The sequence below is a fragment of the Rhizobium sp. YJ-22 genome (assembly GCF_029601685.1).
In the GTDB taxonomy this organism is placed as follows: domain Bacteria; phylum Pseudomonadota; class Alphaproteobacteria; order Rhizobiales; family Rhizobiaceae; genus Metarhizobium.
Genome location: NZ_JARRIR010000005.1, coordinates 85,880 through 100,651 on the forward strand (window position 1 = coordinate 85,880; position 14,772 = coordinate 100,651).

Annotated in this window: 17 protein-coding genes; 13 read left to right on the forward strand and 4 right to left on the reverse strand. The window is 63.8% G+C overall.

What is annotated here, in order from left to right; genetic code table 11:
* The first annotated feature begins 46 nt into the window (after positions 1-46).
* From P7F60_RS13530 to P7F60_RS13580, 11 genes are all read left to right on the forward strand, one after another.
* Positions 47-694 carry an arylesterase gene (locus tag P7F60_RS13530; RefSeq protein WP_277918266.1) on the forward strand — a complete coding sequence of 216 codons (648 nt, stop codon included), beginning with the start codon at positions 47-49 and terminating at the stop codon, positions 692-694.
* 65 nt (positions 695-759) lie between these two features.
* Positions 760-1,353, forward strand: coding sequence for an RNA 2',3'-cyclic phosphodiesterase (thpR, locus tag P7F60_RS13535; protein ID WP_277918267.1), 594 nt, complete (start codon positions 760-762; stop codon positions 1,351-1,353).
* Between the two features lie 15 nt (positions 1,354-1,368).
* Entirely contained in the window at positions 1,369-1,674 is a 306-nt protein-coding gene (locus P7F60_RS13540; RefSeq protein WP_277918268.1) for a 4a-hydroxytetrahydrobiopterin dehydratase, read from the forward strand.
* Positions 1,675-1,723: 49 nt separating this feature from the next.
* A complete protein-coding gene (locus tag P7F60_RS13545; protein WP_277918269.1) occupies positions 1,724-2,104 on the forward strand; it encodes a YkvA family protein in 381 nt (126 codons plus the stop codon).
* Between the two features lie 284 nt (positions 2,105-2,388).
* Positions 2,389-2,892 carry an invasion associated locus B family protein gene (locus P7F60_RS13550; RefSeq protein WP_277918270.1) on the forward strand — a complete coding sequence of 168 codons (504 nt, stop codon included), beginning with the start codon at positions 2,389-2,391 and terminating at the stop codon, positions 2,890-2,892.
* Positions 2,893-3,173: 281 nt separating this feature from the next.
* Positions 3,174-4,406 (forward strand): 23S rRNA (adenine(2503)-C(2))-methyltransferase RlmN, encoded by a 1,233-nt coding sequence (rlmN, locus tag P7F60_RS13555; protein WP_277918271.1) that lies wholly within the window; start codon positions 3,174-3,176, stop codon positions 4,404-4,406.
* A gap of 95 nt (positions 4,407-4,501) precedes the next feature.
* Positions 4,502-5,455, forward strand: a complete 954-nt coding sequence (locus tag P7F60_RS13560; protein WP_277918272.1) for an ABC transporter substrate-binding protein — start codon at positions 4,502-4,504, stop codon at positions 5,453-5,455.
* A gap of 120 nt (positions 5,456-5,575) precedes the next feature.
* Positions 5,576-6,454: an ABC transporter permease gene (locus P7F60_RS13565; protein ID WP_277918273.1), complete on the forward strand. Its 879-nt coding sequence runs from the start codon at positions 5,576-5,578 to the stop codon at positions 6,452-6,454.
* The gene (locus P7F60_RS13570) at positions 6,451-7,245 is read left to right on the forward strand and encodes an ABC transporter ATP-binding protein (RefSeq protein ID WP_277918274.1); all 795 of its coding nucleotides are present in this window, start codon (positions 6,451-6,453) and stop codon (positions 7,243-7,245) included. The genes P7F60_RS13565 and P7F60_RS13570 overlap by 4 nt, the downstream gene beginning before the upstream one ends.
* Positions 7,246-7,373: 128 nt before the next feature.
* A complete protein-coding gene (locus P7F60_RS13575; protein WP_277918275.1) occupies positions 7,374-7,727 on the forward strand; it encodes a YciI family protein in 354 nt (117 codons plus the stop codon).
* Positions 7,727-8,959 (forward strand): DUF6596 domain-containing protein, encoded by a 1,233-nt coding sequence (locus P7F60_RS13580; RefSeq protein WP_277918276.1) that lies wholly within the window; start codon positions 7,727-7,729, stop codon positions 8,957-8,959. The genes P7F60_RS13575 and P7F60_RS13580 overlap by 1 nt, the downstream gene beginning before the upstream one ends.
* Positions 8,960-8,965: 6 nt before the next feature.
* Here P7F60_RS13580 and P7F60_RS13585 read toward each other — a convergent pair whose 3' ends face one another.
* The 3 genes from P7F60_RS13585 to P7F60_RS13595 form a co-directional block, all read right to left on the reverse strand.
* Positions 8,966-9,607, reverse strand: coding sequence for a LysE family translocator (locus P7F60_RS13585; RefSeq protein WP_277918277.1), 642 nt, complete (start codon positions 9,605-9,607; stop codon positions 8,966-8,968).
* Positions 9,608-9,728: 121 nt separating this feature from the next.
* On the reverse strand, positions 9,729-10,589 hold the full coding sequence (locus P7F60_RS13590; protein WP_277918278.1) for an SDR family NAD(P)-dependent oxidoreductase: 861 nt from the start codon (positions 10,587-10,589) through the stop codon (positions 9,729-9,731).
* A 42-nt stretch (positions 10,590-10,631) separates the two neighbouring features.
* Entirely contained in the window at positions 10,632-10,826 is a 195-nt protein-coding gene (locus P7F60_RS13595; protein ID WP_277918279.1) for a hypothetical protein, read from the reverse strand.
* On the opposite strand from P7F60_RS13595, the gene P7F60_RS13600 reads away from it, so the two are divergent.
* Positions 10,825-12,048 carry an argininosuccinate synthase gene (locus tag P7F60_RS13600; RefSeq protein ID WP_277918280.1) on the forward strand — a complete coding sequence of 408 codons (1,224 nt, stop codon included), beginning with the start codon at positions 10,825-10,827 and terminating at the stop codon, positions 12,046-12,048. The two genes, P7F60_RS13595 and P7F60_RS13600, sit on opposite strands and share 2 nt — an antisense overlap.
* A 176-nt stretch (positions 12,049-12,224) precedes the next feature.
* On the opposite strand, the gene P7F60_RS13605 is transcribed toward P7F60_RS13600, so the two are convergent.
* On the reverse strand, positions 12,225-12,362 hold the full coding sequence (locus tag P7F60_RS13605) for a hypothetical protein (protein WP_277918281.1): 138 nt from the start codon (positions 12,360-12,362) through the stop codon (positions 12,225-12,227).
* A 663-nt stretch (positions 12,363-13,025) separates the two neighbouring features.
* On the opposite strand from P7F60_RS13605, the gene P7F60_RS13610 reads away from it, so the two are divergent.
* The gene (locus P7F60_RS13610; protein ID WP_277918282.1) at positions 13,026-14,771 is read left to right on the forward strand and encodes a GGDEF domain-containing phosphodiesterase; all 1,746 of its coding nucleotides are present in this window, start codon (positions 13,026-13,028) and stop codon (positions 14,769-14,771) included.
* Position 14,772: the final 1 nt, after the last annotated feature.

Below are 14,772 nucleotides of genomic sequence, written 5' to 3' on the forward strand. Positions count from 1 at the left end.
GGGGGCGGATGCTGGGGACGGTCCCGGCCAAGATAGGAAACGACCGATGCGATTTAAAGCGGCGTTCATTCACTTCATCGTCATTGTCGCCGCGCTCACCGGCAGCACAACCGGCGCGTTCGCGCGCACGCTGCAACTCGTCGGCTTCGGCGACAGCCTGATGGCCGGTTACCAGTTAGCGCCCGGCGACGCCTACCCCGCTAAACTGGAGGCCGCCTTGAAGGCGAAGGGGATCGACGTCGCGATCACCAATGCCGGTGTTTCCGGCGACACGACCTCGGCCGGCCTTGCCCGCATCGACTGGTCGGTGCCGGACGGAACCGACGGCGTCATCCTCGAACTCGGGGCCAATGATGCGTTGCGCGGCGTACCGCCACAGGAAACGGAACGCAACCTTGACGCGATTTTGACGCGCCTTAAGCAGCGCGGTATCCCGGTCATTCTCATGGGCATGATGGCGCCGCCGAACATGGGCAGCGAATTCGGAGAGAAATTCAACGCCATCTATCCGAAACTGGCGGAAAAACATGGGGTTGCGCTTTATGCCTTCTTCCTTGACGGAGTGGCGGCGCAAGCGGGGCTGCAGCTCGAGGACGGCATGCATCCGAACCCCGGGGGCGTGGACGTCATGGTTGAAAAATCCTTAACCGCGGTGCAAGCTTTCCTGGCTACGATTTCTGGCGGAACAAAATAGGGATTGCGCGGATTTCCTTTGCGTGATTCGCTGGTGCCATCAGCACAAGATTCGGGGAGCTTGTCATGCCGAGACTGTTTACCGCCCTCGAAATTCCCCGCAACGTGGCATTGAGCCTTTCCCTGTTGCGCGGCGGCCTGCCCGGAGCCCGCTGGATCGACGTCGAGAATTACCACATCACCCTGCGCTTCATCGGCGATGTCGACGGACGCACGGCCGACGAGATCGTCGACCGGCTCGACCGCATCGACCGGCCGGAATTCCAGCTTTCGATGACCGGCATCGGCTCGTTCGGCGGCAAGAAGCCGCATTCGGTCTGGGCCGGCGTGACGCCGGCGCCGGAGATGTTCGCGCTGCAGGCGGAAATCGAGCGGCTGTGCCAGCGTCTCGGCCTGCCGCCGGATCCGCGCAAATTCACCCCGCATGTCACGCTTGCGCGCCTGAAAGGCGCCCGCGTCGACGATGTCGTGCATTACCTTTCCGGCCGCGGCAATTTCCAGACCGCCCCCTTCACCGCCCCCCGTTTCGTGCTCCTGTCATCGCGCGATTCGGTCGGCGGCGGCCCCTACCTGACGGAAGAGATTTTCCCGCTGCGCGAGGAAATCAACAGCCGCTCCCGCGAGTGGGCCGGCGCCGTTCCGGAAAAAAGCCTCTTGTAGAAAGGAGGCCCTGCCATGGCCTATGAGAAGCTGGCGGCGGCGGCGGTTGCCGAGCGGCTGAAGGATCTTTCCGGCTGGACGCTGACCCGCGACGGCGCCGCCATTGCCCGTGATTTCAAATTCCGCAATTTTGTGGACGCCTTCGGTTTCATGACCGAAGCGGCGCTGGCGGCCGAAAAGCTCAACCACCATCCCGAATGGATGAACGTCTATGGCCGGGTCGAGGTGGTGCTGACCACGCATGCCGCCAAAGGCCTGACGGAGCTGGATTTCAAGCTGGCCGGCCGGATGGACAAGGCCGCCGCCCGCCGCAAGGATTGAACTCGGCCGCGCCCTTCCCCATATCTGCGGCGATGACCCGGAGGACAAGGTGACAGCGGACGAGGTGAAATTCGGAGAGATTCTCCTGCCCGGCGACGAGGAAACGCAGAATCGGCGCGAAAAATCGGTCAAGGCCAAGTTTTGGCCGACCTTCCGCAAGGCGGTGCGCCACCTGCCTTTCGGGCGCGACGTCGTCGCCGCTTTTTACTGCGCCACCGATCCGCAGACGCCGACGCGGGTGCGCGGCATCCTGCTTGCGGCGCTCGCCTATTTCGTCATGCCGATCGACATGATCCCGGACATTTTCGCGGTGGTCGGCTTTTCCGATGACGTCGCGGTGTTGAGCGCTGCGCTGGCGATGATCCGCGGCCATATGAACGAACGCCACTACGAGGCCGCCGACAAGGCGCTCGCCGACCGAGACGCCTGATTCCCGACCGGGACAGGCCCGTTTTGCGACAAATTCTTGCCCGATTCTTTGTGTCAAACCCGATAATGGGAACAGCGCCTCCGGGTCGAGTGAATTTGCCGACAGTCTTGAGTTTCGGGGCGAAAAAGCCGGTTGCGGCTCGGTCTGGCGCATTTCCCGGTGGCATTCTCGTTCGCGTTCATGGTTTGGTAACCTGAATAAAGTCACAATGAACGGGATCCGAAGGATAATTTAGCCTGGCCCCGGCCTCGGGGTTCGGATGGCGCACGAACCGGCAGGAAATCATGTTCACAAGACGTTTCGCTCTCGCTCTTACCCTTGTAGTCGCCAGCGCTGGCATCGCATCCGCCCAGACTCCCACCCGCATCCAGCAGTTCAAAGCCTGGGGCGCCTATACCTACAAATCCGGCAACAGCAATGTCTGCTACGTGCTCTCGGTCCCGACGACCAAGGAGCCGGCCAATGTCGATCATGGCGACATTTTCTTCATCGTCTCGCAGCGCCCCGGCCAGAACATCTCCTACGAGCCGCAGGCGATGATGGGCTATGTGATGAAGGAGAATTCCAAGGTCAACGTCACCATCGACAACAAGACCTTCGTGATGTTCACCAAGGAGAAGGCCGCCTGGGTCGAGAACGCCGCCGAGGAACCGGCGCTGGTCAACGCGATGAAGACCGGCCACAACATGACCGTCAAGGCCATGTCGCGCAAGGGCACCGTCACCAGCTATGCCTATTCCCTGCAGGGCATTTCCGCCGCCCTGAAGCAGATCGAGCGCTGCAAGTAAGTTTTTACGCTCGGGAATTCGACTGTCGACCAAGCCGGCCCGCAAGGCCGGCTTTGCCGTTTTTGACGTCGGCGTGAATTCATGATACACGCGCGCCAACAGAGCATTTCCAGGAAAAGTGGAGACCGGTTTTCCGTTCGGAAATGCGACAAACGTAAATGGACGGACCAGACCCTCGCCGCCAAGCCGGCGCCCGTCCCTTTTTCTTTCATTGCACATGCCTTGTCCGCCACGGGAAGCGCCGGGCGTTCCGGCCGTGCTGAAACCGGGATAGAATGACGATGGATGTCACGGAAACCCTTGCTGCGCCGGTGAAGATCCCGGCGATCGCCAGCCGGCTCGATGCCGGCACCAAGCCGACCCTGATCGGCCTGACGCGCGAGGAGATGGCGGAGGCGCTCAAGGGCGTCGGCGTCGCCGAGCGGCAGTTGCGCATGCGCGTCAGCCAGATCTGGCACTGGCTCTATGTGCGCGGCGTCTCCGATTTCGACCACATGACCAACGTCGCCAAGGACATGCGCGAAACGCTGAAGACGCATTTCACCATCGCCCGGCCGGAAATCGTCGAGGAGCAGGTCTCCAATGACGGCACCCGCAAATGGCTCTTGCGTTTCCCCCCGCGCGGCGCCGGCCGTCCGGTCGAGGTCGAGACGGTCTATATTCCCGAGGAAGGCCGCGGCACCCTGTGCATCTCCAGCCAGGTCGGCTGTTCGCTCACCTGTTCCTTCTGTCACACCGGCACGCAACGTCTGGTGCGCAACCTGACGGCGGAAGAGATCCTGTCGCAGCTGCTGCTTGCCCGCGACCGGCTCGGCGATTTTCCCGACCGCGACACCCCGGTCGGCGCCATGATGCCCGCCGAGGGCCGCAAGGTCTCCAACATCGTCATGATGGGCATGGGCGAGCCGCTCTACAATTTCGAATCGGTGAAGACCGCGCTGCTGATCGCCTCCGACGGCGACGGATTGTCGCTGTCGAAGCGGCGCATCACGCTGTCGACCTCCGGCGTCGTGCCGGAAATCTTCCGCACCGGCGATGAGATCGGCGTCATGCTGGCGATCTCGCTGCATGCCGTGCGCGACGATTTGCGCGACATGCTGGTGCCGATCAACAAGAAATATCCACTCAAGGAATTGATGGACGCCTGCCGCAAATATCCGGGCCTGTCGAATGCGCGCCGCATCACCTTCGAATATGTGATGCTCAAGGACGTCAATGACAGCCTGGAGGACGCCAAGGGCCTGATCCAGTTGCTCAAGGGCATTCCCGCCAAGATCAACCTCATCCCGTTCAACCCCTGGCCGGGCACCAATTACCAGTGCTCTGACTGGGCGACGATCGAGAAATTCGCCGATTTCATCAATGCGGCCGGTTACGCCTCGCCGATCCGCACCCCGCGCGGTCGCGATATCCTCGCCGCCTGCGGCCAGCTGAAGTCGGAATCCGAACGCATGCGCAAGACCGAGCGCCTCGCTTTTGAGGCGATGATGATCGCCAATCACGGCGAGGATTGATCACGAAGTTTGATGGGAAAGCCGCCGGGCCTCTGTTGATTTTATAGGCAAGCTGCCTGTAAAAGCGGCGCATTATTGCCCCTCGGGAGACCTTCATGCGTTCACTTCTCATCGCTTTCGCCGCCACGCTGGCGCTGTCCACCGCCGTCAAGGCGCAGGACGTCACGGTTGCCGTCACCGCCATCGTCGAGCATCCGGCCCTCGATGCCGCCCGTGACGGCGTCAAGGAAGCGCTGGCGGCTGCCGGCTACAAGGAAGGCGAAAACCTGAAGTTCGTCTACCAGTCGGCGCAGGGCAACCCGGCCACCGCCGCCCAGATCGCCCGCCAGTTCGCCGGCGACGGCCCCGACGTCATCGTGCCGATCTCGACGCCATCCGCCCAGGCCGCAGTTTCCGCCACGCGCGACATTCCGATCGTCTTCACCGCCGTGTCCGATCCGCTCGGCGCCCAGCTCGTCAAGGACATGGACAAGCCCGGCGGCAACGTCACCGGCCTCTCCGATATGTCGCCGGTTGCCGAACATGTGGCGCTGATCAAGGAAATCCTGCCAAACGCCAAGACGATCGGCTATCTCTACAATTCCGGCGAAGCCAATTCGGTGTCGCTGCTCGCCGTTCTCAAGACGGAAGCCGAAAAGGCCGGCCTGACGGTGGTCGAATCGGCCGCCACCAAGTCGGCCGAAGTGCAGGGCGCGGCCCGCGCGCTGATCGGCAAGGCCGACGCCATCTACGTGCCCACCGACAACACGATCATTTCGGCGCTGGAAGGCGCGGTCGGCGTGGCCGAGGAAGCCAAGCTGCCGCTGTTCACCGCCGATACCGATTCGGTGTCGCGCGGCTCGCTCGCAGCGCTCGGCTTCAACTATCACGATGTCGGCAAGCAGACCGGCGAAATCGTCGTGCGCATCCTCAAGGGTGAAAACCCCGGTGATATCGCCGTGAAGGTTGCCGCCGGCAGCGATCTGGTCATCAACAAGGCCGCCGCCGCCAAGATGGGCGTCACCCTGCCGGAAAGCGTCGTCAAGCGCGCCACCCGCGTCGTCGAATAATTTCGCCGAAAGACATTACCGATCCATCGCAGCCGCCCTCATCAACCGTGAGGGCGGTTTGCTTGTTAAAATGACGCCTCCACGATTTCCCGGCGGAGGCTTTTGAAAAAGGGCAGTCGCTTGAGTGTGATCGCTTTCTGGGGAGCCGTGGAACTGGGGCTGATCTATGCCTTCGTTGCGCTCGGCATATTCCTTGCCTTCCGCGTGCTCGATTTTCCTGACCTCACGGTCGACGGATCCTTTCCGCTGGGCGCGGCGGTGACCGCCGTGCTGATCACCGCCGGGCTGAACGCCTGGGCGGCAGCGGGCATCGCCATGATCGCAGGCGCGCTCGCGGGCATCGTCACCGCCATTCTCAATGTCCGTTTCAAGATCCTCAACCTGCTGGCCTCGATCCTGACGATGATCGCGCTGTTCTCGGTCAATCTGCGCGTCATGGGCAAGCCGAACGTGGCGCTGATCAATGCCGATACGATGCTCAGCCCGTTCTTCGGCCACGGCCTGCGCGAATTCTATGTGCGGCCGCTGTTCATCGGCGTGCTGGTGATCGTCGCCCTGATCGCCGTCTGGCGCTTCCTCGAAAGCGATGCAGGTCTCGCGATGCGCGCCACCGGCGCCAATGCCCGCATGGCCCGGGCGCAAGGGGTCGATACCAGCTTCCAGATCTATTTGGGCATGGCGCTGTCGAATGCGCTGGTGGCGCTGGGCGGCGCGCTGTTTGCCCAGACGAGCGGCTTTGCCGATGTCACCTCCGGCGTCGGCACCATCGTCGTCGGCCTTGCCGCCGTCATCATCGGCGAGACGCTGCTGGGCGCGCGCGGCATCCTGATCGCGCTGATCGGCTGCGTGCTCGGCTCGATCCTCTATCGCATCGCCATCCAGCTCGCGCTGTCGACGGACATGCTCGGCCTGCAGGCCTCCGACCTCAACCTGGTCACCGCCGTGCTCGTCACCGTCGCGCTCATCCTTCCCCGTCTTCGCCGTGGAGGCGCCGCATGATCGCCGTCGAGGATATCAAGGTCGTCTTCGGCCGGGGCACGCCGCTCGAAAAGCAGGCGCTGAAGCGCGTCAGCCTGACCATCGAAGAGGGCAGCTTCGTCACCGTCATTGGGTCGAACGGCGCCGGCAAGTCGACGCTGCTCGGCGTGCTCGCCGGCGACGTGCTGCCGACCGAGGGCAGGGTAACGATCGGCACCCGCGACGTCACGCGGCTGGCCACCGCCGGCCGCGCCGGCATGGTCGCCCGCGTCTTCCAAGACCCGCTGACTGGAAGCTGCGGCGCGCTCTCCATCGAGGAAAACCTGGCGCTCGCCGCCCGTCGCGGCGAAAAGCGCGGTCTCGCCTCGGCGCTCGGCCCCTCGCGCCGCTCCGTCTTCCGCGAGCGCATCGCCGAACTCAACCTCGGCCTGGAAAACCGCATGAAGGACCGCATGGACCTGCTTTCCGGCGGCCAGCGGCAGGCGGTGTCACTGGTCATGGCGACGCTCTCCGGCTCCGACGTTCTGCTGCTCGACGAACACACCGCAGCCCTCGATCCGGGCATGGCCGAGTTCATCATGAAGCTCACCCAGAAGATCGTTTCCGAACGCAAGCTGACGACGCTGATGGTCACCCATTCCATGCGCCAGGCGCTGGATTACGGCCACCGAACCGTCATGCTGCATGGCGGTGAGATCGTGCTCGACGTCACCGGCGACAGCCGCAAGACGCTGTCGGTCGAAGACCTCATCGACATGTTCCGCAAGATGCGCGGCGAGACGCTGGATGACGATGCCCTGCTGATCGGCTGAGGCATTTTCCGAAAAACGACAAGGGCGGCGAAAATTTTTCGCCGCCCTTGTCGATTGGCTTGCATCCCGTTCGTCATCAGGCACCAATCGCAATCGGGCGATTGGCTGATCTTCGAAAGGATGAAGCGATGAAATACATGGCCCTGATCTATATCGATCCCTCGCGCATGACCCCACCGGATTCGCCCGAGTTTGGCAAGATGATGTCCGGCTACCGCGAGGCCAACGAGACCTATCAGCGCGACGGCGTCTACGTCTCCGGCGATGCCTTGCAGGCGGCCTCGACCGCGACCACCATCCGCGTGCGCGACGGCCGCACCGAATCCATGGACGGCCCCTTCACCGAGACCAAGGAGCAGCTCGCCGGCTTCTACATACTCGATTGCGCCAGCCTCGACGACGCCATCCGTTATGCCGCGCTCATTCCTGGCGCCGCCCATGGCGCGGTCGAAATCCGGCCGATCATGGTCTTCGACCGCTGATGGTCCTGCCCGGCATCGCTGCCGCCGTCGATGCGCTGATGCGCGCCGATGGCGGCCGGCTGCTCGCCCATCTCGTCGGCGCCGTCAGGGATTTCCAGCTTGCCGAGGACAGTTTGCAGGATGCGCTGGAATCGGCCCTGCATCACTGGTCGCGCAACGGCCTGCCGCGCTCGCCGCCGGCCTGGGTGATGCAGACCGCCCGCCGCAAGGCCATCGACCGGCTGCGGCGCTCCGCCAGTTTCCGCGCCAAATCCGCCGAGATCGCCCATCTGATCGATCTCGATGCCCATGCCGCCGACTGGACCGAGCCGGAGCCGATCGCCGACGAGCGGCTGAAGCTGATCTTCACCTGCTGCCACCCCGCCATCGACCGCAAGACGGCGGTGGCGCTGACGCTGCGCTCCGTCTGCGGGCTGAAGACGGAAGAAGTGGCCGACGCCTTCCTCGATGCCGAGCCGGCCATGGCGCAACGGCTGGTGCGCGCCCGCCACAAGATCGCCAAGGCCGGCATCACCTATGAAGTGCCGGGGCCGGAGCACTGGCCGGCGCGGCTCGAAAGCGTGCTCGCCGTCCTCTATTTGATCTTCAACGAGGGCTATGCCTCGTCTGACGCGCGCTATATCCGCGCCGATCTCTGCGACGAGGCGATCCGGCTCGCCCGGCTGCTGATCGACCTCTGCCCCGGGGAGGCGGAGCCGGAGGGACTGCTGGCGCTGATGCTGCTGCACCACGCCCGCCGCGCCGGCCGTCTTGGACCCGACGGCGGCTTCCTGCCGCTCGACAGCCAGGACCGCAGCCTGTGGGACCGGGCGGAGATCGCCGACGGCGTACGCCTGCTCGAACATGCGCTGCGACGCGGGCGGCCGGGGGCGTACCAGCTTCAGGCGGCCATCGTCGCCATCCATGCCGAAGCGCCAAGCTTTATAGAAACCGACTGGCGCGAGATCGTGCTGATCTACGACGTGCTGATCGAGCGCGATAACAATCCCGTCTACCGGCTGAACCGGGCCGTCGCCTTGTCCTTTGCCGAGACGGCCGCCGCCGCCCTGCCCCTGCTCGACCCGCTGGAGGAGAGCCTCGGCGGCTACCAGCCCTTCCATGCGGCGAAAGCCGACCTGCTCGCCCGCGCCGGCCGGCAGGAAGAAGCAAGGCAGGCCTATACCCAAGCGATCACACTCGCCGCCGCCCCGGCCGAGCGGGATTTTTTACGCGTCAAACGCGACCTGATCTGACTCGGTTTACCGCGCCTGGGTCAGGAAGATTTTTGCCGCAAAAATCGAGAACACGCCGGCAAAGGTATAATCGATGCCGCGCAGCACATGCTTGTTGGCTTGCAGCCAGCCCGCCAGCCGGTCCGCGGCAAAAATCACCGCCAGATTGAACGGCGAGCAGATGAAGATGAAGAAGAAACCGAGAAACAGCAGCTTATGCGTCACGGCCGGATCGTTGGCGGTGACGAATTGCGGCAGGAAGGTCATGAAGAAGATGATGACCTTCGGGTTGAGCAGGTTGACGGCAAAACCGCTCATGATATTGGCGAGCGGCGTGCCCCGCGTCTCCTCCACCTTCATGACAGTGAGATTGGAGCCGTAGCGCACCGCCTGGATCGCCAGCCACAGGAGATAGGCGGCGCCGCCGGTCTTCAGAATCAGGAAGGCGGTCGGCGAGGCGGTGATCAGCGCCGAGACGCCAAAGGCGACCAGCATCGTATGGATGACGATGCCGAGGCTGGTGCCGACGACGACGAACAGCGCTGCATTCCGCCCCTGCGCCAGCGCCCGGCTGATCGAAAGCGTCATGTCGGGACCGGGCGTTGCAGCCAGCAATACGCTGGCGGCGCTGAAAGCGAGAAGGGTCGGCAGGCTGGGCAGGAAATCCATGGAGCGCAGGTCCGTCAAAAAACCGGATAAGGTGGCTCTTCCTTATCCGGCTTTCGATCTTTTGCCAATCGCAGCATGTCTCCCGAAAGCGGGAACCGGTTTCGGGAGCAAGACTTGCGCTTTACGCCGTTTGGCCGCCCAAGTGCCGCCTGAAGGCCTCGGCATGGTCCGGGTGCCAGCGCGACAGCGGCGGGCGGTTCTCGACGATATCCAGCGCCGCCCAGAGAATGCGCTTCTCATCGGTCGGGCGGTCGACGTCGTTGTCGGGGCACAGGATGTAGAAATCGCCGCGCTCGATGCTCTCCATCATGAAATCGACCGTCTGCGCCGGCGTCCAGGCGCCGGCCGGCTTTTCCGTGCGGCCATTGGCGGTGAGCCCGGTGAAGACGAAGCCGGGGATCAGCAGATGCGCGGTGGTGCGCCCATCGGCCGTGTTGCGCAGCTCGTGCTGCAGCGCCTCGGTGAACACTTTGACGCCGGCCTTGGCGACATTGTAGGCGGGATCGCCGGGCGGCGTGGTGATGCCCTGCTTCGAGCCGGTATTGATGATGACGGCGGGATCGCCGTGCGCAATCATGCCGGGGCCGAAAGTGCGCGTGCCGTTGACGACACCCATCAGGTTGACGGCCAGTACATTGTCCCAGGCGACCTGCGGCCCGAAGATCGACGAACCAGGCTGGATGCCGGCATTGTTCATCAGCACATGCACGCGCCCGAAACGCTGGATGACGGCCCGTTCGAGCGCTTCCAGCGAGGCACGGTCGGCAACGTCCGTCTCGATCGCCGCCACCTGTTCGACGCCGCCTTCGGCGAGCGCCACGGTTTCCTCCAGCGCCTTCGCCAGCCTGTCGCCGCCGAGATCGGCCAGCACGACGCTCATGCCGCGCCGCGCGAATTCCTGCGCTGCCGCGAGGCCAATGCCGGAGGCGGCGCCGGTGACGACGGCGACGTTGTCTTTCGCGAATGCGGAATGCGTTGCCATGGGTGTCTCCCTTCATGGTTCATGTTGCTTGATCGCATGCGGTTATCGCAAAGCTGTTTCACAGTTTTGCGATGGCACGGCGCCGATGGCAGGCCATCGATATGGTGTGCATTGCAGCGAAGTCAAATCATGGGCCTGCAAACCCTTGCGCGGCGCGCCAATCTCGCTAAAAGTGCCGGCCATCCCTATCATCGACGGCGGTCCTGAGCCGCGCATATTCGAACGGATCTTCATCATGGCATCTCATCCGCAAGTCAAGAAAGTGGTTCTCGCCTATTCCGGCGGCCTCGACACGTCGATCATCCTGAAATGGCTGCAGACGGAACTGGGCGCCGAGGTCGTGACCTTCACCGCCGATCTCGGCCAGGGCGAGGAGCTTGAGCCGGCGCGCAAGAAGGCCGAGATGCTCGGCATCAAGGAGATCTACGTCGAGGACGTGCGCGAGGAATTCGTGCGCGATTTCGTCTTCCCGATGTTCCGCGCCAATGCCGTCTACGAGGGCGTCTACCTGCTCGGCACCTCGATTGCCCGGCCGCTGATCTCCAAGCATCTGATCGACATCGCCCGCAAGACGGGCGCCGACGCCATTGCCCACGGCGCTACCGGCAAGGGCAACGACCAGGTCCGTTTCGAGCTTTCGGCCTATGCGCTGAACCCCGACATCAAGATCATCGCGCCCTGGCGCGACTGGTCGTTCAAGAGCCGCACCGACCTGCTCGAATTCGCCGAGAAGCACCAGATCCCGGTCGCCAAGGACAAGAAGGGCGAAGCCCCCTTCTCCGTCGACGCCAACCTCCTGCACTCCTCCTCCGAGGGCAAGGTTCTCGAAGACCCGGCCCAGGAGGCCCCCGAATACGTGCATATGCGCACCATCTCGCCGGAAGCCGCCCCCGACCAGGCGACGATCATCAAGATCGGCTTCGAAAAGGGCGATGCCGTCTCGATCAACGGCGTGCGCCTGTCGCCGGCCACCCTGCTGGCCAAGCTCAACGATTACGGCCGCGACAACGGCATCGGCCGCCTCGACCTCGTGGAAAACCGCTTCGTCGGCATGAAGAGCCGCGGCGTCTACGAAACCCCCGGCGGCACCATCCTGCTGGCCGCCCACCGCGCCATCGAAAGCATCACCCTGGATCGCGGCGCGGCCCATCTCAAGGACGACCTGATGCCGCGTTATGCGGAGCTGATCTATTACGGCTTCTGGTTCTCGCCGGAGCGCCAGATGCTGCAGGCCGCCATCGACCTCAGCCAGAAGGATGTCGAGGGCGAAGTGACGCTGAAGCTCTACAAGGGCAATGTCATGGTCATCGGCCGCGAGTCGAACAAGTCGCTCTATTCCGACAAGCTGGTCACCTTCGAAGACGACCAGGGCGCCTACGACCAGAAGGACGCCGCCGGCTTCATCAAGCTCAATGCGCTGCGCCTGCGCACGCTCGCCAAGCGCAACCTCGGCGGCTGACCGGCGCCGGCCATGAATGACGAAAAGGGCCGGAGCGGGACGCCGCTCCGGCCCTTTTCGTTTCCACCGGCCGAAAACAAAAAATCCCCGAGCGATGATCGGGGATGTTCTGCACGGCCCCACGGGCGGCGGCATAAAGTCCATGGCTTCGAAGCAGCCGCGTCGCTGCATCGGGATTACGGCAGGATGCCGCAAACCAGGGCGACCACGAAAAGGAAAGCGGCTGCAAACAGCGCGCCGTTCAGCGCCCTGTGGAACAAAGCCCGTCGCGCCCGGGCCGGCTTGGTATCGATGCTCGTATGGTAATGCGCCATGGGTGTCTCCAAATTCTTGGGGCGGATGCGGGCGGCAGGCCCCATCCCATCGACCTCGGCGGAGGGACCATCGGCCCCTCTGTCTACTTAATTGATAGACTATCCCGACAAAGAACACAGGGACAGTTTTCCGTCTTTCGACGCCGGGGAGAAAAATTTACCTCCCCGCAAAGCCCTGCGCGTCAGCAGAAAAGATGCCAGGGCCAGACGATGGGCCGCAGCCGGTCGTCATCCCTGGGGCGGTCGTCACGATCGCTAAACATCGAAGCGACAGGCGGTTGGTCTGCGGTCTTGGTCTGGCACAGGCTGAGCGCCGGGGCCGTCTCAGGCACGGCCGGGTAAGGGGTCAGGTATCCAAGTGACAGTCCACCAAGATAGAACATCGGCACCTCATCGCAAGATTGGTCCTCAAGGGCATCCGCCCTTTGACACAAAGATGCCACATTGCAGCCACGAGTCAACTATCTCTAGTCATTTGGTCGATAATTAATCCGCCATTCACCCTGTTTCTCCGCGCGCAACGGGAGGCTCGGCATTTTCCCGCGTGCGCGGCGGCGGAAAGCCATTCTTAATGTGATGGGGGCAGACTGGCGGCCAGTGAAGCGTTCGTGCCGGCCGCCAGAGGGCCGACACATGCCTGTTTTTAGAGAGCTTGGGAGGCCCATGACATCGGCCCGGACCCTGGAGGAATTGCGCGCCGTCATCCGGCGGCTCAGATTTGCCCTCGAATCCTCGCATATCGGCGTGTGGGAGCACAATCTGGCGACGAACGAAATTCGCTGGGATCCGCAGATGCACGCCCTTTATCAGACCGGCGAGACCGCGGAGGTGGTGCGCCCGCGGCTGTGGGTTCACGCGATCCATCCTGACGATCAGGCGACGGCGATTGCCGATTTCGATGCGGCGGTGGCGGCGCGTGGGCCCTATGCCTCGGATTTCCGCATCATCCTGCCCTCCGGCGAAATCCGCCATATCCGCTCTCGCGCCCATTATTTCGAGGAGGACGGCCCGCCGGCCATGCTCGGCGCCGAATGGGACATCACCGCCGACGTGCGCCTGACCCAGCAACTGGCCGAGCAGAAAGCAATTGCCGAGGACCGCGCCGTGGCGCTGGAGGAAAGCCGTCGCCAGATCGCTCACGCCGCCGAGCATGACTACCTCACCGGCCTGCCGAACCGGCGCAGCCTCGACCGCGAATTTCTGCGGCTCGGCGCCTTGGCCGACCTGAAACGGCTGGCGATCCTGCATGTCGGCATCGACAATTTCAAACAGGTCAACGATGGTTTCGGTCATGCCGGCGGCGATGCCGTGCTGACGGCAACGGCGGCCAGCATCGTGGCGGAAGTGCCGCGATCCAGTTTCTCCGCCCGCATCGGCGGCGACGAATTCGTGGTGTTGATCCCGGATTTCGAGTCCGAAGAGGCAGTGCGGGCCGTGGCCGAGGCGATCGTGCGGCGGCAGAAACAGGCTGCCCGCTTTGGCGACAAACCGATCCGCACCAGCGTCTCGGTCGGGGTCGCCTGGACGATGAACGGCGCCATCACGTCGCTGCTCGCCGATTCCGACATCGCCCTTTCCGCCGCCAAGCGCGCCGGGCGCGGCCGGGCGGAGGTGTTTTCCACCGCCATGCGCGCCGGGATCCGCCGCGAGCGCCGGCTGACCGAAGAATTCAAGCTCGGGCTCGAACGCCGCGAGATCGTGCCTTTCTATCAGGTGCAGGTGGATGCGCAAACGCGGCGCATCGTCGCCATGGAGGCGCTGGCCCGCTGGCAACATCCCGACCTCGGCCTGCTGGCGCCGGCCGCCTTCCTGCCGATGGTCGAACATGCCGGCCTGGCCGGCCAGCTCGATGCCGCCATGCTCGACGCCGTGCTCGAACACCGGCGCTGCTGGCAGGCGCTTGGCCTGTCGGTTCCGCGTCTGTCGGTGAACATTTCGGCGGCGCGGCTGAACGACGCCGATCTCATCGCCCAGATCGAGGCGCGGGCGCCGGAGCCGGGAACGCTGAGCTTCGAGCTGCTGGAGACCATTTTCCTCGACGACATCGAAAGCGAAACCGTCGCCACGCTGGACCGTCTCAGGCAAATGCATATCGATCTGGAGGTCGACGATTTCGGCTCCGGCCATGCTTCGATCGTCGGGCTGGTACGACTGAAGCCGAACCGGTTGAAGATCGATCGCCGGCTGGTGATGCCGGTCACCCGCTCCTCGGAGCAACTGAGCCTTGTCGAATCGATCATCGGCATCGCCCGGGCGCTGAACATCGAGGTGATCGCCGAGGGTGTCGAAACCGGGGCCCATGCCGATCTCCTGGCGAAGATCGGCTGCCATATCCTGCAAGGCTACGCGATCTCTCGCCCCGCAGCCGCGGAAGACATCATCGCGCTGCTGACCGCCGGCCACGCCTGAG